Source organism: Janthinobacterium saanense, from assembly GCF_014200675.1.
Taxonomy (GTDB): domain Bacteria; phylum Pseudomonadota; class Gammaproteobacteria; order Burkholderiales; family Burkholderiaceae_D; genus Janthinobacterium.
Genome location: NZ_JACHCI010000001.1, coordinates 236,150 through 255,279 on the forward strand (window position 1 = coordinate 236,150; position 19,130 = coordinate 255,279).

Consider the following 19,130-nt stretch of genomic DNA (forward strand, 5'->3'; position numbering starts at 1 on the left):
GGCGATCACTGGTCTTGGTTATGGTAGAACGAAGCCTCGCCTTCGGGGCGCGTCTTGAAGCGTTTATGGGTCCAGAAGTATTCGGCCGGCGCTTCGCGCACGCGCTCTTCGATGAAGGCATTCATGCGGCGCGTGGCAGCCGTGATGTCGTCGCCGGGGTAGTCGTCCCACGGTGGATAATACGTCACTTTCCAGCCCTGGTAATCGGGCAGGAAGGTGGCGATCACGGGAATCACCTGGGCCCTGGCGGCCAGCGCCAGGCGCGCCGTGGCGGTCAGGGTAGCGGCCGGCACACCAAAAAAAGGCACGAATTCTGCGTCTTTTTCGCCGAAATCCATGTCAGGCAGCATGAAATAAGGCAAGTTATCGCGCAGGGCGCGCAAGATGGGCTTGATGCCATCCTGGCGGGTAAACAGTTTTGAAGGCTTGAAGCGCGAGCGCCCGTCGCGCAAGGCTTTATCGAACACGGCATTCTTTTGCTGTGCATACATCGACGAAGCGGAAATTTCCATCGCCGTGGCGGCGCCCGCGACGTCGAGGCAAACGAAATGCGGGCACAGCAAAATGGTTGGTTTGGAGGCGATCAGTTGCCCCGGAAACGCAGGCACCTTCTTGATCAGGCGGTTCAGGCGCTCTTCCGAAGCCCACCACAGGATGGCGCGTTCCCATACGCTGCGCGAATAGGCCTGGAAATGCTGGCGCGCCAGCGCCACGCGTTCCTTTTCCGACAATTCCGGCATGCACAGGCGCAAATTGGTCAGCGCGATCTTGCGCCGGCTGGGCATGGCGATGAACAGCAGGCTGCCGACGGCGACGCCAAAGCGGCCCAGAATCGGCAGGGGCAGCCAGTGCAGCAGCCACATCAGGGCAAGCAGCAACCTCATGCCTGCTCTCCTGCATCGCTGCTGGCGGCGCCCGGTGGCGGCGCACCGCGTGGCACTTTATAGCGGTTGTAGCTCCACAGATATTGTGCGGGGCTGCGCGCGATCAATTGTTCCATGGCCGCGTTGATGGTGCGCGCCTGCTGCGCCGAAGGGCAGTCCAGCGACTCGGTGAACGGCACGAAATGCACGCGGTAGCCGCGTCCGCCTGGCAGGCGCTCGGCATAGGTGATGATGACTTCGGCGCCGCCCATATGCGCCAGCTTGGCCGGCAAGGTCATGGTGTACGCGGGGCGGCCGAAGAAATCGGCCCACACGCCTTCGCCCTCTTGCGGCACCTGGTCTGGCAGCAAGCCGATAGGCTGGCCTTTTTTCAGGCATTTGGCAAAGATGCGCACGCCCGACATATTGGCGGGCGCCAGCATCAGGTTTTCGCGCGCGCGGGCGCCTTCGATCAGCGGTTTCAGCGCAGCCCGTTTTGGCGGGCGGTACATCACGGTCAATGCCGTGCGCAGGGCGATTTGCTGCGCGACGATTTCAAAGCAGCCCAGATGTGGCGTCAGGAACACGATGCCGCGGCCATGCGCCAGCGCGCGTTCGACCAGTTCCCAGTTTTCCACGGTGGCATGGCGCGCCACGCGCTCGGCGGGCGCGCACCAGATGAAAGGCAGTTCCAGCACGCTCTTGCCTGCTTCGGATACGGCTGCGTGCAAGTGTTGCGAAAAGCCTGCACGCTGCATGTTTTCACGCATGCGGCGCCGATAGGAGGGGGAAATGGCGTAAATTACCCAGCCAAGCGCACTGCCCACAGCGTGCAAAACAGGCAGGGGAAAAATGGATAAAAAGCGGAAAATGGGGACTAGCATGAATAATCTGTTTTCTACGGTTGGCGTGTTGCCGTGCTAAAAATTTTTAAGAAGCGTAAAATACCACGTATGCAGTACCGCCGAGTTAATAGACAACTTGCGAAGCGGAATATAAATATCGCTAAAGCGTCGCAGGCAAATCCTCTTTACTGCGACAGAACATTCATATCGTAATCAGGAGCTTGCAATGTCAAACGACTATCTCTTCACTTCCGAATCCGTCTCGGAAGGCCATCCGGACAAGGTTGCCGATCAAATTTCCGACGCCATCCTTGACGCCATCCTGACCCAGGACCCGACCGCCCGCGTGGCTGCCGAAACCCTGTGCAACACCGGTCTGGTGGTATTGGCTGGCGAGATTACTACCCACGCCAACGTGGATTATATTCAAGTTGCGCGCGAAACCATCAAACGCATCGGTTACGACAATACAGAATACGGCATCGACTATAAAGGTTGCGCCGTGCTGGTGGCGTACGACAAGCAATCGCCGGATATCGCGCAAGGCGTCGATGAAGGCGCTGGTATTGACCTGGATCAAGGCGCCGGCGACCAGGGCCTGATGTTTGGCTACGCCTGCGATGAAACGGCCGAGCTGATGCCAGCGGCCATCCACTACGCGCACCGCCTGGTCGAGCGCCAGTCGCAGCTGCGCAAGGATGGCCGTTTGCCATGGCTGCGTCCGGACGCAAAATCGCAAGTGACCCTGCGCTACGTCGATGGCCGCCCGGTCGGCGTGCACACCGTGGTGCTGTCGACCCAGCATGCGCCGGAAATCTCGCATTCGCAGATCGAAGAAGCGGTGATCGAAGAAATCATCAAGCCTATCCTGCCGCGCGAATGGCTGACCGACACCAAATTCCTGGTCAACCCGACCGGCCGTTTCGTGATCGGCGGCCCGCAAGGCGATTGCGGCTTGACCGGCCGCAAGATCATCGTCGATACCTACGGTGGCGCAGCGCCGCACGGCGGCGGCGCGTTTTCGGGTAAAGACCCATCGAAAGTCGACCGTTCGGCAGCCTATGCCGCACGTTACGTGGCGAAAAACATCGTGGCCGCCGGCCTGGCGCGTCAATGCCAGGTGCAGGTCAGCTACGCCATCGGCGTGGCCAAGCCGATCAACATCACCGTCTACACGGAAGGCACGGGCGTGATTCCCGATGCGGAAATCGCCAAGCTGGTGCTGGCGCACTTTGATTTGCGTCCAAAAGGCATCGTGCAAATGCTGGACCTGCTGCGCCCGATCTACCAGAAGAGCGCCGCCTACGGCCATTTCGGCCGCGAAGAGCCGGAATTCACCTGGGAACGTACCGACAAGGTCGCCCTGCTGCGTGACGCTGTCGGCCTGAAGTAATCTGGCTGTGTGAAGAAAAGCGCCCCGGCCGCAAGGCCGTGGGCGCTTTTTTACGTCTGTAAACAAAAAAAAGACAGGCGAACCTGTCTTTTTTGCTATTGCTGCTAAAGCTTACTTGGCGGCAGGAGCGGCTGCTGGTGCGGCTTCCGTTTTTGCGGCGTCAGCTTTGGCCTTGGCTTTTTTAGCGTGATGCTTGGTTTTGGTGACTTTGGCTTCTGCCTTGGTGTCGGTAGCTGCCTTCGCTTCGGCTGCTGGCTTGACGGCGGCTTTCATGGCGACCGGTGCGGAAGCGGCAGGAGCCGATGCGGCTGGCGCTGGTGCTTGAGCGAATGCAGCGGAAGCGAACAGGCCGGCGATCAGGGTAGCGATAACTTTTTTCATGATGCAATCCTCAAGTGGTTGTTTGTTTGTGCTGGGATGATTCCCGTGTCACTGAGCAAAAAACGCGGTGGCGCACTGATGCGTTGACGCACATTACAAACGCTTACATTTGCCTGGCGACGCCGAATCGGTTGGCGAAGAGTGGGCGCCAATGGTAAGATATCGGGTCCGAGGAGCGTTGCGACGAAGAAATTCGCCAGGCTCGGAATATCCTGCAACCGCGCTCACGTACCTTTTTCACACTGAAAGGAGGGCGTGATGAACGCCGTACTCAAATCGCAACACGATTATTCCATCGCTGATATCACTTTGGCCGCCTGGGGCGACAAGGAAATCAAGATCGCTGAAACGGAAATGCCTGGCCTGATGGCCATCCGCGAAGAATTCGCCGCTGCGCAGCCTTTGAAAGGCGCGCGCATTACCGGTTCCATCCACATGACCATCCAGACCGCCGTGCTGATCCAGACCCTGGAAGCACTGGGCGCGCAAGTGCGCTGGGCGTCGTGCAATATTTACTCCACGCAAGACCATGCCGCCGCCGCCATCGCTGCCGCCGGCACGCCGGTGTTCGCCGTCAAGGGCGAATCGCTGGACGACTACTGGGAATACACGCACCGCATCTTTGAATGGCCACATGCCGACGGCAAGGCTGTTTATTCGAACATGATCCTCGACGACGGCGGCGACGCGACCTTGCTGCTGCATCTGGGCGTGCGCGCCGAGACCGATCTGTCGGTGCTGGCCAACCCAAGCTCGGAAGAAGAAATCTGCCTGTACAACTCGATCAAGCAGCGTTTGCTGGTCGATCCGACCTGGTACTCGAAGCGTCTGCCGGAAATCCTGGGCGTGACCGAAGAAACCACCACCGGCGTGCACCGTTTGTACCAGATGCATAAAGAAGGCAAGCTGGCCTTCCCTGCAATCAACGTGAACGATTCCGTCACGAAATCGAAATTCGACAACCTGTACGGCTGCCGCGAGTCCCTGGTGGACGGCATCAAGCGCGCTACCGACGTCATGATCGCCGGTAAAGTGGCTGTCATCGCCGGTTACGGTGATGTCGGCAAGGGTTCTGCCCAAGCCATGCGCGCCCTGTCGGCGCAAGTCTGGGTGACGGAAGTCGATCCGATCTGCGCACTGCAGGCGGCGATGGAAGGCTACCGCGTGGTAACCATGGATTACGCTTGCGAACACGGCGACATCTTCGTGACCTGCACCGGCAACTACCACATCCTGACGCACGATCATCTGACGCGCATGAAAGACCAAGCCATCGTTTGCAACATTGGTCACTTTGACAATGAAATCGATGTCGCTTCGTTGAAACAATATGAGTGGGAAAACATCAAGCCGCAAGTCGACCACATCATCTTCCCGTCGGGCCGCCGCATCATCCTGCTGGCTGAAGGCCGTCTGGTCAACCTCGGTTGCGGTACCGGTCACCCGTCGTACGTGATGAGCTCCTCGTTCGCCAACCAGACCATCGCCCAGATCGAACTGTACGCCAACACGGCCAACTACCCGGTCGGCGTGTACACTTTGCCGAAACACCTGGACGAAAAAGTCGCTCGCTTGCAACTCAAAAAGTTGAACGCGCAGCTGACGGAACTGACTGAAGAGCAAGCCGCTTACATCGGCGTGCGTCAAGAAGGTCCATACAAGCCAGAACATTATCGTTATTAATCGGTAGTGCGGGGCTGTACATCACCCTCTGAAGGCCGGCGCCTGCCGCCGGCCTGACCCTTCTTTTTGACAGGCTAGAGAAATGCGCTTGCTACTGACTTGGTTGATCAACGCGGCAGCGCTGTTTGCCGTTCCTTATCTGATGCACTCGGTGTCCATGAGCAGTGGCTGGACGGCGCTGCTGGCCGCTGCCTTGCTGGGCCTGGTCAACGCCCTGCTACGTCCATTGTTAATCTTGCTGACCTTGCCGGTGACGGTATTGTCGCTGGGCTTGTTCATCCTGATCGTCAACGGCTTTCTGTTCTGGCTGGTGGCGCAGGTCATCGATGGTTTCCATGTCACCAGTTTCTGGGCAGCCGTGGGCGGCGCATTGTTGTACAGCGTTATTTCCTGGGCCCTGTCGACCTTACTTTTGAGTAAAAACGATGGCAGACCATAACTTCAGCATTGAGTTTTTCCCGCCGAAAACTCCGGAAGGGACGGAAAAGTTGCGCGCCACGCGGGCAAAACTGTCCGAACTGCATCCTAAGTATTATTCGGTGACCTTTGGCGCCGGTGGCAGCACCCAGCAGGGCACGCTCGATACCGTGCGCGATATTCTGGCGGCCGGCGAAGAAGCCGCGCCCCATCTGTCGTGCGTGGGCGGTACGCGCGAGTCTATCCGCAAGGTACTGGCCGACTTCAAGGATGCCGGCGTGGGCCGTATCGTGGCCTTGCGCGGCGACTTGCCCAGCGGTTACGGTGGGGCGGGCGAGTTCCGCTACGCCAATGAACTGGTGGAATTCATCCGCGCCGAGACGGGCGACCATTTCCATATCGAAGTGGCCGGCTATCCGGAAATGCATCCGCAAGCCCGTTCGCCGCAAGACGATTTGCAGGCGCTGGTGCGCAAGGTGCAGGCGGGCGCCGATTCGGTCATTACCCAGTACTTCTACAATGCCGATGCGTATTTCCAGTTTATCGAGCAAACGCAGAAGGTGGGCATCAACGTGCCTATCGTGGCCGGCATCATGCCGATCACGAATTACACGCAATTGTTGCGCTTTTCTGAGATGTGCGGCGCGGAAATTCCGCGCTGGGTGCGTTTGAAACTGGCCAGCTTTGGCGACGATAGCGCTTCCATCAAGGCTTTCGGGCTGGACGTGGTGACCTCTCTGTGCGAACGCCTGCTCGAAGGTGGCGCGCCTGGCTTGCATTTCTATAGTCTGAACCAGGCGGCCGCCACCACGGCCCTCTGGCAGCGCCTGGTCAAATAGGTCAGCTTGCAGCTACAAGATATCGCCCTCGGTCACGATGTGATCGAGGGCGATGTCGTATGGGCCGCAGACAAATTCGGCCGCCAGGCAGGCATAGGCGATGCCGACCGTGCGCGGACGCGGCGCTGGCGCCAGGGTACGGTCGTAATAACCGCCGCCATAGCCGAGCCGGTAACGTTCTGCGTTAAAACCCAGGCAGGGCACCAGCAGCGCGGCGGGCGCCGGGCGCAAGCGCAAGAGGCTGGGCACGGCCACGCCCATGCCATCCTTGACCATCGTCTCACCAGGCGTCCAGGCCGAAAACGCCAGCGGCGCGTGTTTTTCCAGCACCACCGGCAAGACCAAGGCCACGCCGCTGGCCGCCAGCTGCGCATATGCCGCGTGCAGATCGGGCTCGCCCTGCAGCGGCCAGTACACGCCCAGTTGCGTGATATTTTCTTGTGCGCACCAGTCCAGCAGGCGCCGGGCGATGGCCTCATCCCACTGCAGGCGCGTGGCTTCGGGCAAGCTGCGCCGCGTGGTCAGCAGCGCTTTGCGCAAATCGGCTTTTTCCTCTGGTGCGATGGGTGGCCGGGTAGCCGGATCGCATGTTATTCTAGGGTCGCTGTTCATATCGCCATCACGTTAGAATTGAGAGTCGTACATTGATTTCGCCATTAAAATGGATTGCCGGTACGATGCTGTGTGCGGCGTCGGCCATGTCCCCCCTGGCTGCCTTGGCCCAGGCCCTTGCCACTCCTGCCGCTGCAGGCGCCGTGCCCGCAGTTGCCCCCTTAGTTGCGCCGGTGCTGGCCGCCGATACGCGCAGCGATGACGATGCCTTTTTGCTGCTGCGCGACGCCGCGCGCAAGGACGACATCGAGAAGGCGGACTTTTATGCCGACCGCCTGACAAATTACCAGATTCCATCCTATGTCGACTATTATCGGCTGAAACCGCGCATCAAGCAGCTCACTGAAGCGCAGTTCCGCGATTACCTGAACCGCTATCAGGGCAGCGCCATCGCCGACCGTTTCCGCAATGACTGGCTGCTGGAACTGGGCCGCAAGCGCGACTGGGTGGTATTTGACGAGCAATATCCCCAATTCGTGCTCGATGACGATACCCAGCTCAAGTGTTATGCCCTGATGTCGAAAGTGGCCAAGGGCCAGAACGTGGCGGCCGATGCACGTAAATTGCTGCTGTCGCCGCCCGGTTATGGCGAAGCCTGCGGCAGCCTGATCGGCGCGCTGGCGCAAAGCGGCCAGTTCGACAGCAATGATTTATGGGCGCAAATCCGCCTGGCGGGCCAGACCAACGCCACCGGTCCGGCGCGCCGCATCGCGCTGCTGCTGGGTGCATCGGATGCAAAAATGGCGCAAGCCATCGATTTGCCCGCTTTGGTACTGGCCAAGGGGCCGGGCCTGAGCCGCGCCGACCATGAAATGTACCTGGTGGCCGTGGCCCGCATGGCGAAAAGCACCTTGAAACTGGGCGTGGTGGCGCTGGACAAAGCCAGTGCCAAACTGACGCCGCAAGAGCGCGCCATCGGCTGGTCCAGCCTGGCCTTGCAAGCGTCGTATGCGCTGGCGCCGGAAGCGTCGGATTATTGGCAAAAAGCCACCGGCGCGCCGTTGAGCTCGGAACAGATACAGTGGAAGGCGCGGATTGCCTTGCGCGAAGGCAACTGGCCGCAGGTGAAATCGGTGATCCAGTCCATGCCGCAAGCCTTGCGTGACGATCCGACCTGGATTTATTGGCTGGCACGCGCGCTGCAGGCCGAAACGCCGGGGCGTCCGAATGCCCAGGCCGAGTCGCTATACCGCACGATTGCCGACCAATCGAACTTCTATGGCCTGCTATCGAACGAAGAGCTGGGCAACCATTTGATCTTGCCGCCGCCCGGCAAACCGGTCAGCCCGACAGAAATTGCCGCCATGGCCGCCAATCCGGGCTTGCAGCGGGCGCTGAAGTTTTTCAATATGCGTTTGCGCTTTGAAGGCACGCGCGAGTGGAACTGGGAATTGCGCGGCATGACGGAGCGCCAGTATCTGGCCGCCGCCGAGTTTGCACGTCAAAACAATATCCTCGACCGCATGGTCAACACCTCGGACCGCACGCGCCTGGAAATCGATTACACGCAGCGTTATCCGACCCCGCACGATGACGTGATGCATCCGGCCACGCAAATGCTGGGCCTGGACAAGGCCTGGGTATATGGCTTGATACGCCAGGAATCGCGTTTCATCATGGATGCGCAATCGCATGTGGGCGCTTCCGGCCTGATGCAGGTGATGCCATCGACGGCCCGCTATGTGGCCAAGAAGATAGGCCTGACCGATTTCGTGGTGGAAGCCTTGAGCGATGTGCGCACCAATGTCATGCTGGGCACCAATTACCTGAACATGGTGCTGGGCGGCCTGGACGGTTCGCAAGTGCTGGCCAGCGCCGCCTACAACGCGGGCCCGGGCCGGCTGCGCATCTGGCGCGCCGCCATGACGGGGCCGCTGGAAGGCGCTGTCTTCGCGGAAACGATTCCCTATTCGGAAACGCGCGGCTACGTGAAAAACGTGATGTCCAATGCCACGTATTACGCCGCCCTGTTTGAAAAAAGCCCGCAGTCGCTGAAATCGCGCCTGGGGACAGTCGGGCCGAAAAACAGCGCCATTTCCGCCGACTTGCCGGCATCCAACTAACCATAGCTGACCCATGCAAACGACCATCCTCGATCCCAGCCTGACGCAAGCCCTGGCTGCTGCGCGCGAGCCCGGCCTGACCCTGATCATCGGCAACAAGAATTATTCGTCCTGGTCGATGCGCCCGTGGGTGGCCATGACGGCGTTCGGCATTCCCTTCCAGGAAGTGCGCGTCTTGCTCGACCAGCACGATACGGTGAATAAAATCGCCGAATACTCGGCTTGCGGCCGCGTGCCCGTGCTGCTGGCCGGCGAAATGACCATCTGGGACAGCCTGGCCATTTGCGAATACCTGGCCGAGCAGTTCCCGGATAAACATCTGTGGCCGCAAGACGTGGCCGCGCGCGCCATGGCCCGCAGCATCTGCGCTGAAATGCACGCGGGCTTTGCCGGCTTGCGCCGCGACATGTCGATGCATATCAAGGCCAGTCTGCCCGGCCGTGGCCGCACGGCTGCCGCCCAGGCGGACATCGGCCGCATCAGCGAAATCTGGGAAGAGTGCTTGTCGCGCTTTGGCCATCACCAGTTCCTGTTCGGCGACTTTTCGATTGCCGACGCGTATTTCGCCCCCGTCGTCATGCGTTTTCGCACCTATGGCGTGACCCTGGCGCCAGCCCTGAACGCCTATTGCGAGCGCGTACAGGCGCACCCGGCCGTGGCCCGCTGGATAGCAGAAGCACTGGCGGAAACGGAAACGGCGCCCAAGCACGACGCCGCCTTACCCGATTAAAGAGAAGTTCAATATGAAGATTTACACGGTCGGTGGCGCAGTGCGCGACCAACTGCTGGGTTTGCCCATCAAGGACCGCGATTATGTGGTCGTCGGCGCCACGCCCGACGATATGCTGCGCAAGGGCTTTCGTCCGGTCGGCAAGGATTTCCCCGTTTTTTTGCATCCGAAGACGCAGGAAGAATACGCGCTGGCCCGCACCGAGCGCAAGACGGCCCCCGGCTACCGGGGCTTTGTGTTCCATACGGCGCCCGACGTGACCCTGGAGGAAGACCTGGTGCGGCGCGACCTGACCATCAATGCCATCGCCCAGGCCGATGATGGCAGCTTGAGCGACCCGTTTGGCGGCGTTGCCGATATCCACAACAAAATTTTCCGCCATGTATCCGAGGCGTTTGGCGAAGACCCCGTGCGCATCTTGCGCCTGGCCCGCTTTGCCGCCCGCTTCGACGGTTTCACGGTGGCGCCCGCCACCATGGACTTGATGCGCAGCATGGTGGACGGCGGCGAAGTCGACGCCCTGGTGGCCGAGCGCGTGTGGCAGGAAGTCGCCAAGGGCTTGCTGGAAGCCCATCCATCGCGCATGTTGACGGTGTTGCAAGAGTGCGGCGCCCTAGTGCGTATCATGCCCGAACTGCCCATCGACGCCCGTCTGCTGCAAGTGATAGACGAGGCCGCCGCGCGTGGTCTTGACTTGCCCGTGCGCTTTGCCGTGCTGATGCGGCAAGTGCAAGTCAAACTGATCGATCAATTGAGTCTGCGCCTGCGCGTACCGAATGACTGTCGCGAACTGGCCGTGATGGTGGCGCGTGAGTCAGCCAAGGTAGAACTTGCGCCAAGCGCGTCGGCGGAAACCCTGGTCAGCCTGTTCGAACGCTGCGACGGTTTTCGCAAGCCGCAGCGCTTTAGCCAGCTGCTGCAGGCGCTGCAATGCGGTGCAGGTGATGATTTTTCGCAAGCTAGTTTGTTGCAGGATGGGCTAGATGCAGCGCGCGCCGTCAATGCGGGCGCCTTGGCGCAGGGCTGCGTTGATGATCCCAAACGCATTCCGGCTGTCATCCATGCCGCACGCGTCGAGGCTGTCAAGACCCGCCTGGGCCTGGCCGATGGCCCGTCAGCCTGAAGCGCGGGAATACGCTACAATGGCCGGATGTTGCACTGCACAATAATGCTATTTGATAACATTTTGTGCAGCGACACCGCCCCCAGGAGTTGACGTGAGCTTAGCCAAATTATTTCAAAACCCGCTCAGGCGCTGGCTTAATCGCACTGGCGCTGGCAGCGCGCGTCCGAGCGTGCTGGTCAAGCAGCTGCATGAGCGCGACCGCCGGCGCATGATGAAGCACTTCCTGTCGCTCGAGAAGAGTGACCGCTTACTGCGGTTTGGCAGCGCCTTGCCGGATGAACTGGTCGCGCAGTATGTGCAAAAGATGAATTTCTCGCGCGACATGATTTTTGGCGTGTATAGCAGCAGCTTCAAGCTGGTGGGCGTGGGCCATCTGGCATTTGCTCCCAGGGAACAGGCGCCGGCGAAAAACGTGGTGACGACCAAGGAGCAGGTGGCGGAGTTTGGCGTGTCCGTGTCGAAATCCATGCGCGGCATGGGGGTGGGCTCCAAGCTGTTCCAGCGGGCAGCGATCCATTGCCGCAACAATGATGTCGATACCCTGTATATGCATTGCCTGTCGAGCAACAAGACGATGATGCATATCGCCAAGAAGGCGGGCATGGAAATCCAGCGCGACTATGGCGAAGCCGATGCTTACTTGAAAGTATTGCCGCCCGACCCGTCCAGCATGCTGAAGGAAGCCGTGCAAGAGCAGTTCGCCATGTTCGACTACACCTTCAAGGCGAACGCCCGGGCCGCCTACAAACTGTTCGAGCGCTTGCCGGGCCGCAAGAAATCTTTGCCGCCGCAGTAAACTAGAGCAGCGGCAGGGCGGTGGTATCCTTGATGCGCTGCAAGGCAAAGCTCGACTTCACATCCAGCACGGCCGGGTGGCGCAGCAAGGTGGCCATCATGAAGCGCGAAAAATGCTCCATGTCTTCCACATGCACGCGCAGCAGATAGTCCATTTCTCCCGTCATGGCGTAACAGGCCACCACTTCCGGCCATTGCGCGACAGCAACAGCGAAGTCGGCGCGCGGCGAGGTAGTCGTCACCAGATTGGGCGCCAGCACCCGCGCCGTGCTGTGGGCGGTGGCGTCGCTATGCTTTTCCAGCCGCACATTCACATAGGCCAGCAAGCCCAGGCCGATCTTTTCCGGGTCCAGCAGGGCCACATATTGGCGGATCACGCCTGCTTCTTCCAGCCGTTTTACCCGGCGCAAGCATGGCGATGGCGACAGGCTGACTTGCTCGGCCACGTCCTGATTTGACAGGCGGCCGTCGGCCTGCAGGACAGAGAGGATCTTGCGGTCCGTTTTATCCAGCGTAATTTTGCTCATGCTTCCTCCGGTGGTTCGACTTTCACGCAATATTATTGCGCAAATCACGGTTCATCGGGAGATCTTTGGCATTTAATGCCCGCAGACCACGCCTATACTGTGCGCTACTTCTTGGAGGAGACATCATGCAATTTCAGCCCTGGGATAACCCGATGGGTACCGATGGTTTCGAGTTTGTAGAATATGCAGCGCCAGACCCAAAAGCATTGGGCAAGCTGTTCGAAAACATGGGCTTTACCGCCATCGCCCGCCACCGCCATAAAGATGTCACCCTGTATCGTCAAGGCGACATCAATTTCATCATCAATGCCGAACAAGATTCGTTCGCGCAGCGTTTTGCCCGTCACCACGGCCCGTCCGTGTGCGCCATCGCCATCCGCGTCGATGACGCCGCGTTTGTGTACCGCCGCGCGCTGGAACTGGGTGCCTGGGGTTTCGACAATAAAACCGGGCCGATGGAACTCAATATTCCCGCCATCAAGGGCGTGGGCGATTCGCTGCTGTACTTCGTCGACCGCTGGCGCGGCAAGGGCGCCGACAAGGAAAACGCCGCAGCGCCTGGCGGCATCGGCGACATCAGCATCTATGACGTGGATTTCGTCGCCATTCCCGGCGCCGTCGCCAACCCGGTCGGCCATGGCCTGACCTATATCGACCACCTGACGCACAATGTGCACCGTGGCCGCATGAAGGAATGGGCGGGCTTTTATGAAAGCCTGTTCAATTTCCGCGAAGTGCGCTACTTCGATATCGAAGGCAAGCTGACGGGCCTGAAATCGAAAGCCATGACTTCGCCTTGCGGCAAGATCCGCATCCCGATCAATGAATCGTCGGACGACAAGTCGCAGATCGCCGAATACCTGGACGCCTATCACGGCGAAGGCATCCAGCACATCGCCCTGGGTACGGACGATATTTATTCATCGGTACAAGGCATGCGCGACACGGGCATCGACTTCCAGGACACCATCGAGACGTATTACGAACTGGTCAACCGCCGTTTGCCGAATCATGGCGAGCAGCTGGAAGAATTGCGCCGTTTGCGCATCCTGATCGATGGCCACAGTACGGAAACCGAGCGCGAACTGCTGCTGCAAATCTTCACGCAGACGGTGATCGGTCCGATCTTCTTTGAAATCATCCAGCGCAAGGGCGACCAGGGTTTTGGCGAAGGCAATTTCCGCGCCCTGTTCGAATCGATCGAGCTGGACCAGATCAAGCGTGGCGTGCTGCAGGATAAAAACGTAGCTTAAAGTAACAACAAGTAATAAAAGAGCGCCCGGCAGGAGTGCAGTGCAGCAAAGAACTGTGCGCATTCCTGTGCTAGTCTATGACTATCAGTCATTTTTTCGCACCGGCCTGCCCACAAGGCAAAGCCGGTACGTGTGAGTTCAAGCGACTTGGCACGGCGTAGTACAGAGAATAATGGAGACACATAATGAACGCACCCCTGAAAGGCTCGGATCTCGAGCCAGGCACGCACGCAGCTGACATTTCACTGAACGACAAATACACCCTGGAGCGCGGCCGCGCCTTCATGACGGGTACCCAAGCGCTGATACGCCTGCCCATGATGCAGCGCGAACGCGACTTGAAAGCGGGCTTGAACACGGCCGGCTACATCACCGGCTACCGTGGTTCGCCCGTCACTTCCGTCGACATGACGGCCGTGAAAGCCAAGAAATACCTGGACGAACACCACGTCAAATTCCACCCCGGCCTGAACGAAGACCTGGCCGCCACGGCCGTCTGGGGCACCCAGCAAACGAATTTATTTGAAGACGCCAAATACGATGGCGTGTTCGGCATGTGGTACGGCAAGGGCCCTGGCGTGGACCGCTGCGGCGACGTCTTCAAGCACGCCAATAATGCGGGTTCGGCCAAGCATGGCGGCGTGCTGGTGCTGGCTGGCGACGACCATGCGGCCAAATCTTCGTCCACCGCGCACCAGTCCGACCATATCCTGAACGCTTGCGGCATCCCCGTGCTGTACCCCTCGTCGGTGCAGGAATACATCGATTACGGTCTGCATGCCTGGGCCATGAGCCGCTACACGGGTTTGTGGGTGTCGATGAAATGCGTGACCGACATCATCGAGTCGGGCGCCGCCGTCGATTTCGATCCGGACCGCGTGCAAATCACCCTGCCGACCGACTTTGAAATGCCGCAGGGCGGCTTGAACATCCGCTGGCCAGACACGGTGCTGGAGCAGGAAGTGCGGATGAACAGCTATAAGTGGTATGCCGCGCTGGCCTATGCGCGCGCCAACAAGCTCAATAAAATCATCTGGGACAGCCCGAAAGCGCGCATCGGCATCATCACGGCCGGTAAATCGTACCTGGACACGCGCCAGGCGCTGGCCGACCTGGGCATCGATGAACAGACCGCCTCCGACATCGGCATCCGCCTGTACAAGATCGGCATGACCTGGCCGCTGGAAGCGGACGGCGTGCATGAATTCGCCAAGGGCCTTGATGAAATCCTGGTGGTGGAAGAAAAGCGCCAGATTCTGGAATACGCGCTGAAGGAAGAGCTGTATAACCTGAAGGATGGCGAGCGTCCGCGCGTGGTCGGCAAGTTTGACGACACGGGCGAGTGGAGCAATCAAAAAGGTACAGGCCACGGCGACTGGCTGCTGCCGGCTACCTATGAGCTGAATCCGGCCATGATCGCCCGCGCGATCGCCAGCCGTATTTCGCGCTACTACGCCGGCCACCCGGTCGAGCAGCGCGTCAAGCAACGCATCGCCTACCTGGAAGCCAAAGAAAACGTGCTCAAGGCGATCAGCGTAAAACCTGATCCGCAAAAAGACCGCACGCCGTTCTTTTGCTCGGGCTGCCCGCACAATAGTTCGACCAAAGTCCCTGAAGGCTCGCGCGCGCTGGCCGGCATCGGCTGCCACTACATGGTGCTGTGGATGGACCGGGAGACATCGACGTTTACCCATATGGGCGCCGAGGGCGTGACCTGGGTAGGCCAGGCGCCGTTCACGAATGAAAAACACGTGTTCACCAATCTGGGTGACGGCACGTATTTCCACTCGGGTATCCTGGCGATCCGCGCCGCCGTCTCGGCCAAGGTCAACATCACCTACAAGATACTGTTCAACGATGCAGTGGCCATGACGGGCGGCCAGGAATTCGATGGCCCGCTGTCGCCAGCCATCATTTCGCGCCAGATCGCCGCTGAAGGCGTGGGGCCTATCATCGTCGTCACCGACGAACCTGAAAAATACCCATCCGATTACGCCTGGGCGGAAGGCGTCACCGTACGCCACCGTTCGGAGCTGATGGATGTGCAGCGCGAACTGCGCGACATGCCCGGTGTGTCGGCCATGATCTACGACCAGACCTGTGCCTCGGAAAAACGCCGCCGCCGGAAACGCAATGAATACCCGGACCCAGCCAAGCGCGCCGTCATCAACGAAGCCGTCTGTGAAGGCTGCGGCGACTGTTCCGTGCAATCGAACTGCCTGTCGGTGGAACCGCTGGAAACAGATTTGGGGCGCAAGCGCCAGATCAACCAGTCGTCCTGTAACAAGGATTTTTCGTGCACCACGGGTTTTTGCCCCAGCTTTGTGACGGTGGAAGGCGGCGGCTTGAAAAAGCCGAAGAAAGCAGCCAGCGCCGAGAAGGGCGGCCCTGCCGTGCCGGCCTTGCCGACGCCAACGATTCCTTCGACGATGGAGCCGTTCGGCATCCTGGTAACGGGCATCGGCGGTACCGGCGTGGTCACCGTCGGCCAGATTCTGGCGATGGCGGCGCACGTGGAAGGCAAGGGCTGTTCCGTGCTCGACATGAGCGGCCTGGCGCAAAAGGGCGGCCCCGTGATGTCGCACGTACGTCTGGCGGACCGTCAGGCAGACATCCACTCGACCCGCGTCGGCACCGGTGCGGCCGACCTGGTGATCGGTTGCGATTTGATCGTCACCGCCAGCCGCGACGCCCTGTCGCGCATGGGGGAAGGCCGCAGCTGGGCCATGATCAACTCGACCAGTTCGTCGACGGCGGCCTTCGTGAAAAATCCGGACTGGCAATTCCCCGGTGTCGGTGCACGCCTGGAAATTGAAAAAGCTTGCGGCAGCGACCATGTGGACTTTATCGACGCGGGCCAGATCGCCACGGCATTGATGGGCGACTCGATCGCAACCAATATGTTCATGCTTGGCTACGCCTGGCAAAAGGGCAAAGTGCCTTTGACCGAAGCGTCCATCATGAAAGCGATTGACTTGAACAACGTCTCGGTGGCGTTCAACAAGGCCGCCTTCAACTGGGGCCGCGCAGGCGCCCATGACGCCGCCAGCCTGGTGCGCATGACGACGCCGGCCAAGGTGGTCGAGTTCAAGCGCATCGACACGCTGGACGACATCATCGAGAAGCGCGTGCAGTTGCTGACGGCCTACCAGGACCGCGCTTATGCGCAGCAGTATCTGGACTTCGTTGGCCAGGTGCGTGTTGCCGAAAGCGCCCTGAACGGCCCGCATCTGCGCCTGACGGAAGCCGTGGCCCGTTATTTCTACAAGCTGATGGCCTACAAGGACGAATATGAAGTGGCACGTCTGTACACCGATGGTGCGTTCAAGGCCAAGATCGACGCCATGTTCGAAGGCGACGTCAAGCTGAAATTCCATTTGGCGCCGCCGTTGTTCGCCAAGACGGACAGCCAGGGCCACCTGGTCAAGAAGGAATTCGGTCCGTGGATGATGAAGGCTTTCGGTGTGCTGGCCAAGTTCAAGGGCTTGCGTGGCGGTGCTTTCGACGTGTTCGGCTATACCGCTGAGCGCAAGATGGAGCGTGCGCTGATCGCCGAATATCGCCAGACCGTGGGTGCGCTGTTGCCGAAACTGACGACGGCCAAGCTGGCGCAAGCGGTGGCGATTGCCAGCATACCGGAAGATATCCGCGGTTACGGCCACGTCAAAGAGCGTCATTTGACGGCCGCCAAGGAGAAGGAGGCCAGCCTGATCATCGCCTTCAATGCCCCGCCTGCAGTACCATCGGCAGTCTTGCCGGTGCCTGCCGTGGCAGCACCGGTGGCTTGATCCGACTGTCAAGTTGAAAGTACAAGATGGCGCCTGCGGGCGCCATTTTTACGTGGATGCCGCATGGCGATGCCCCCTCCATTACCTTGTCCTTTGACATATTTATTTTGGCAACACATTTACTACAAGTCACACTATAATTATTGTTTCTCCGCGGAAAGGTGTTGGAATGAAAGTGTTGCAATGTTTGAGTCTGGCTAGCTTGTTGGCATTGGCCGCCTGCGGCGGCGGCGGTAGTTCCGCACCCGCGACCAATACCGCCGGCAATGGAAATGGCACCGGCACCGGTAATGGCGGTAATAATGGCGGTGCGACTGTCTTTGCGCCTTCCGCCACCCTGGTCAACCGTTGTGAAAAACCCCGTGCCGGCAATAGCACCGACAAGCCAGGCAGCTTGCGCAACGAGCAGGACTGGGTACGCAGCTGGATCGATGAAAGCTATCTCTGGTACAACGAAGTGCCCAATACCTATCTGGCGCAAAACTACAGCACCGCCACCGCTTATTTCGATGTGCTGAAAACCTATGCCACCACGCCTTCCGGCAAGCCGAAAGACCAGTTCCACTTCACTTATACGACGGCCGAGTGGGAAGCGTCGCAGAGCGGCGTCGAGTTCGGTTACGGTTTCCTGATGGCCAATGACAGCCTGCGCCCACCGCGCAAGGCGGTGATCGCCATGGTCGAACCTGGTTCGCCTGCGGCCCTGGCTGGCCTGCAACGGGGCGATGTGCTGCAGCGCGTCGATGGGGTCGATTTCGTCTATGCAGGCGGCTCGGCCAGCGTGGATGTATTGAACGCGGGACTATTCCCCGACAAGAAAGTCAGCCACACCCTGGTCTTCAGCCGTAACGGCACCCAGATCAGCGCCACCATGACCGCCGGCGACATCAACACCACGGCCGTGCAGAACGCGAAAGTCATCACGACGCAGACCGGCAAGGTGGGTTACCTGACCTTTAACACGCATAACTATGTCTCCGAGCGTCAGCTGATCGAGACGATGCAATCGTTCCAGACGGCTGGCGTCAGCGATCTGGTGCTCGACGTGCGCTATAACGGTGGCGGCTTGCTCGATGTGGCCAGCGAACTGGCTTACATGATCGCCGGTCCGCAGCAAACGACAGGCAAGACGTTTGAACAAACCGTCTTTAACGACAAGACGAAATCGGAAGCGCCCGTGCCTTTCCACGCGCGCAGCATCGGCTTTGCCGCACCGAATCCCGTGCAGAAAAACCTGGCCTTGCCTTACCTGGGCTTGAAAAAGGTCACCGTGCTGACCACGGCGAACACCTGCTCGGCCAGCGAGGCGATCATCAACGGCTTGCGTGGCGTGGATGTGGAAGTGAACCTGATCGGTGGCACGACCTGCGGCAAACCATATGGCTTCTATCCACAGCCCAATTGCGGCACCACCTATTTCGCCGTCAACTTCAAGGGCGTCAATGCCAAGGGCTTTGGCGACTATGCCGACGGCATGGCGCCGACCTGCGCTGCCAGCGATGATTACCAGCACGCATTGGGTGATACCGCTGAAGGCATGCTGGCGCTGGCGTTGCAATACCGCAACAACCAGAGCTGCGCCTTGCCTACCGGCAAGGCACAGTTGCTGAGCCAGTCGGTCGACTCGAGCGCCACGGCCATGCGTTTGCTGCGTCCGCAATACCGCGAGATTTCGGTGCGCTAAGCCTGAGAATACCGACGTATGGCGAGCTGGCGCAGGGAGCAATCCCGGCGCCTTTCTTTTATATCAATTGAAAACTTATACATAAAAAATATTTCGATATAACAATAGCGATATAAGCAAGAACGAAAGCA

General features: G+C 59.7%; 16 protein-coding genes and 1 riboswitch. Of the genes, 11 read left to right on the forward strand and 5 right to left on the reverse strand.

The window, feature by feature from the left end; genetic code table 11:
• Positions 1–5: 5 nt before the first annotated feature.
• Positions 6–884, reverse strand: a complete 879-nt coding sequence (locus HDE72_RS01150; RefSeq protein ID WP_183736912.1) for an LpxL/LpxP family acyltransferase — start codon at positions 882–884, stop codon at positions 6–8.
• A complete protein-coding gene (locus HDE72_RS01155) occupies positions 881–1,747 on the reverse strand; it encodes a lysophospholipid acyltransferase family protein (protein WP_183736914.1) in 867 nt (288 codons plus the stop codon). The genes HDE72_RS01150 and HDE72_RS01155 overlap by 4 nt, the downstream gene beginning before the upstream one ends.
• A 187-nt stretch (positions 1,748–1,934) precedes the next feature.
• Here HDE72_RS01155 and metK point away from each other — a divergent pair, with 187 nt between their 5' ends.
• Complete coding sequence (gene metK, locus HDE72_RS01160; RefSeq protein WP_183736916.1) at positions 1,935–3,101, forward strand: methionine adenosyltransferase; 1,167 nt, start codon at positions 1,935–1,937, stop codon at positions 3,099–3,101.
• A gap of 111 nt (positions 3,102–3,212) precedes the next feature.
• Here the strand turns inward: metK and HDE72_RS01165 are convergent, their stop codons facing one another.
• Positions 3,213–3,482 carry a hypothetical protein gene (locus HDE72_RS01165; protein ID WP_183736918.1) on the reverse strand — a complete coding sequence of 90 codons (270 nt, stop codon included), beginning with the start codon at positions 3,480–3,482 and terminating at the stop codon, positions 3,213–3,215.
• A 164-nt stretch (positions 3,483–3,646) separates the two neighbouring features.
• Positions 3,647–3,715: riboswitch (S-adenosyl-L-homocysteine riboswitch) on the forward strand.
• Positions 3,716–3,740: 25 nt separating this feature from the next.
• Between HDE72_RS01165 and ahcY the strand changes: the two genes are divergently transcribed.
• The 3 genes from ahcY to metF all read left to right on the forward strand — a co-directional run bounded on the left by ahcY (position 3,741) and on the right by metF (position 6,421).
• Positions 3,741–5,165 carry an adenosylhomocysteinase gene (ahcY, locus tag HDE72_RS01170; RefSeq protein WP_183736920.1) on the forward strand — a complete coding sequence of 475 codons (1,425 nt, stop codon included), beginning with the start codon at positions 3,741–3,743 and terminating at the stop codon, positions 5,163–5,165.
• Positions 5,166–5,247: 82 nt separating this feature from the next.
• Complete coding sequence (locus tag HDE72_RS01175) at positions 5,248–5,604, forward strand: phage holin family protein (RefSeq protein WP_183736922.1); 357 nt, start codon at positions 5,248–5,250, stop codon at positions 5,602–5,604.
• Positions 5,591–6,421 carry a methylenetetrahydrofolate reductase [NAD(P)H] gene (metF, locus tag HDE72_RS01180; RefSeq protein ID WP_183736924.1) on the forward strand — a complete coding sequence of 277 codons (831 nt, stop codon included), beginning with the start codon at positions 5,591–5,593 and terminating at the stop codon, positions 6,419–6,421. Before HDE72_RS01175 ends, metF begins: the two co-directional genes overlap by 14 nt.
• Positions 6,422–6,433: 12 nt before the next feature.
• Here metF and HDE72_RS01185 read toward each other — a convergent pair whose 3' ends face one another.
• A complete protein-coding gene (locus tag HDE72_RS01185; RefSeq protein WP_183736926.1) occupies positions 6,434–7,033 on the reverse strand; it encodes a 5-formyltetrahydrofolate cyclo-ligase in 600 nt (199 codons plus the stop codon).
• An 86-nt stretch (positions 7,034–7,119) separates the two neighbouring features.
• Between HDE72_RS01185 and HDE72_RS01190 the strand changes: the two genes are divergently transcribed.
• The 4 genes from HDE72_RS01190 to HDE72_RS01205 all read left to right on the forward strand — a co-directional run bounded on the left by HDE72_RS01190 (position 7,120) and on the right by HDE72_RS01205 (position 11,748).
• On the forward strand, positions 7,120–9,096 hold the full coding sequence (locus HDE72_RS01190) for a lytic transglycosylase domain-containing protein (RefSeq protein ID WP_260176343.1): 1,977 nt from the start codon (positions 7,120–7,122) through the stop codon (positions 9,094–9,096).
• Between the two features lie 13 nt (positions 9,097–9,109).
• A complete protein-coding gene (locus tag HDE72_RS01195; protein ID WP_183736928.1) occupies positions 9,110–9,826 on the forward strand; it encodes a glutathione S-transferase family protein in 717 nt (238 codons plus the stop codon).
• Positions 9,827–9,839: 13 nt separating this feature from the next.
• Positions 9,840–10,949 carry a multifunctional CCA tRNA nucleotidyl transferase/2'3'-cyclic phosphodiesterase/2'nucleotidase/phosphatase gene (locus HDE72_RS01200; RefSeq protein ID WP_183736930.1) on the forward strand — a complete coding sequence of 370 codons (1,110 nt, stop codon included), beginning with the start codon at positions 9,840–9,842 and terminating at the stop codon, positions 10,947–10,949.
• 94 nt (positions 10,950–11,043) lie between these two features.
• Positions 11,044–11,748 (forward strand): GNAT family N-acetyltransferase, encoded by a 705-nt coding sequence (locus HDE72_RS01205; RefSeq protein WP_183736932.1) that lies wholly within the window; start codon positions 11,044–11,046, stop codon positions 11,746–11,748.
• Between the two features lies 1 nt (position 11,749).
• Here the strand turns inward: HDE72_RS01205 and HDE72_RS01210 are convergent, their stop codons facing one another.
• Positions 11,750–12,274 (reverse strand): Lrp/AsnC family transcriptional regulator, encoded by a 525-nt coding sequence (locus HDE72_RS01210; RefSeq protein WP_183736934.1) that lies wholly within the window; start codon positions 12,272–12,274, stop codon positions 11,750–11,752.
• Between the two features lie 125 nt (positions 12,275–12,399).
• On the opposite strand from HDE72_RS01210, the gene hppD reads away from it, so the two are divergent.
• The 3 genes from hppD (at position 12,400) to HDE72_RS01225 (ending at position 18,999) form a co-directional block, all read left to right on the forward strand.
• Positions 12,400–13,527, forward strand: a complete 1,128-nt coding sequence (gene hppD / locus HDE72_RS01215) for a 4-hydroxyphenylpyruvate dioxygenase (RefSeq protein ID WP_183736935.1) — start codon at positions 12,400–12,402, stop codon at positions 13,525–13,527.
• A gap of 185 nt (positions 13,528–13,712) precedes the next feature.
• Entirely contained in the window at positions 13,713–17,315 is a 3,603-nt protein-coding gene (locus HDE72_RS01220) for an indolepyruvate ferredoxin oxidoreductase family protein (RefSeq protein ID WP_183736936.1), read from the forward strand.
• A 169-nt stretch (positions 17,316–17,484) separates the two neighbouring features.
• Entirely contained in the window at positions 17,485–18,999 is a 1,515-nt protein-coding gene (locus HDE72_RS01225; RefSeq protein ID WP_183736937.1) for a S41 family peptidase, read from the forward strand.
• Positions 19,000–19,130: the final 131 nt, after the last annotated feature.

Bases quoted from the DNA above. Each gene is read 5' to 3' on its own strand.
- HDE72_RS01220 (WP_183736936.1), top strand. From the start codon at position 13,713: ATGAACGCACCCCTGAAAGGCTCGGATCTCGAGCCAGGCACGCACGCA.
- HDE72_RS01210 (WP_183736934.1), bottom strand. From the start codon at position 12,274: ATGAGCAAAATTACGCTGGATAAAACGGACCGCAAGATCCTCTCTGTC.
- HDE72_RS01165 (WP_183736918.1), bottom strand. From the start codon at position 3,482: ATGAAAAAAGTTATCGCTACCCTGATCGCCGGCCTGTTCGCTTCCGCT.
- HDE72_RS01175 (WP_183736922.1), top strand. From the start codon at position 5,248: ATGCGCTTGCTACTGACTTGGTTGATCAACGCGGCAGCGCTGTTTGCC.
- metK (WP_183736916.1), top strand. From the start codon at position 1,935: ATGTCAAACGACTATCTCTTCACTTCCGAATCCGTCTCGGAAGGCCAT.
- HDE72_RS01225 (WP_183736937.1), top strand. From the start codon at position 17,485: ATGAAAGTGTTGCAATGTTTGAGTCTGGCTAGCTTGTTGGCATTGGCC.
- HDE72_RS01150 (WP_183736912.1), bottom strand. From the start codon at position 884: ATGAGGTTGCTGCTTGCCCTGATGTGGCTGCTGCACTGGCTGCCCCTG.
- HDE72_RS01190 (WP_260176343.1), top strand. From the start codon at position 7,120: ATGTCCCCCCTGGCTGCCTTGGCCCAGGCCCTTGCCACTCCTGCCGCT.
- metF (WP_183736924.1), top strand. From the start codon at position 5,591: ATGGCAGACCATAACTTCAGCATTGAGTTTTTCCCGCCGAAAACTCCG.
- HDE72_RS01155 (WP_183736914.1), bottom strand. From the start codon at position 1,747: ATGCTAGTCCCCATTTTCCGCTTTTTATCCATTTTTCCCCTGCCTGTT.
- hppD (WP_183736935.1), top strand. From the start codon at position 12,400: ATGCAATTTCAGCCCTGGGATAACCCGATGGGTACCGATGGTTTCGAG.
- HDE72_RS01185 (WP_183736926.1), bottom strand. From the start codon at position 7,033: ATGAACAGCGACCCTAGAATAACATGCGATCCGGCTACCCGGCCACCC.
- HDE72_RS01200 (WP_183736930.1), top strand. From the start codon at position 9,840: ATGAAGATTTACACGGTCGGTGGCGCAGTGCGCGACCAACTGCTGGGT.
- HDE72_RS01195 (WP_183736928.1), top strand. From the start codon at position 9,110: ATGCAAACGACCATCCTCGATCCCAGCCTGACGCAAGCCCTGGCTGCT.
- ahcY (WP_183736920.1), top strand. From the start codon at position 3,741: ATGAACGCCGTACTCAAATCGCAACACGATTATTCCATCGCTGATATC.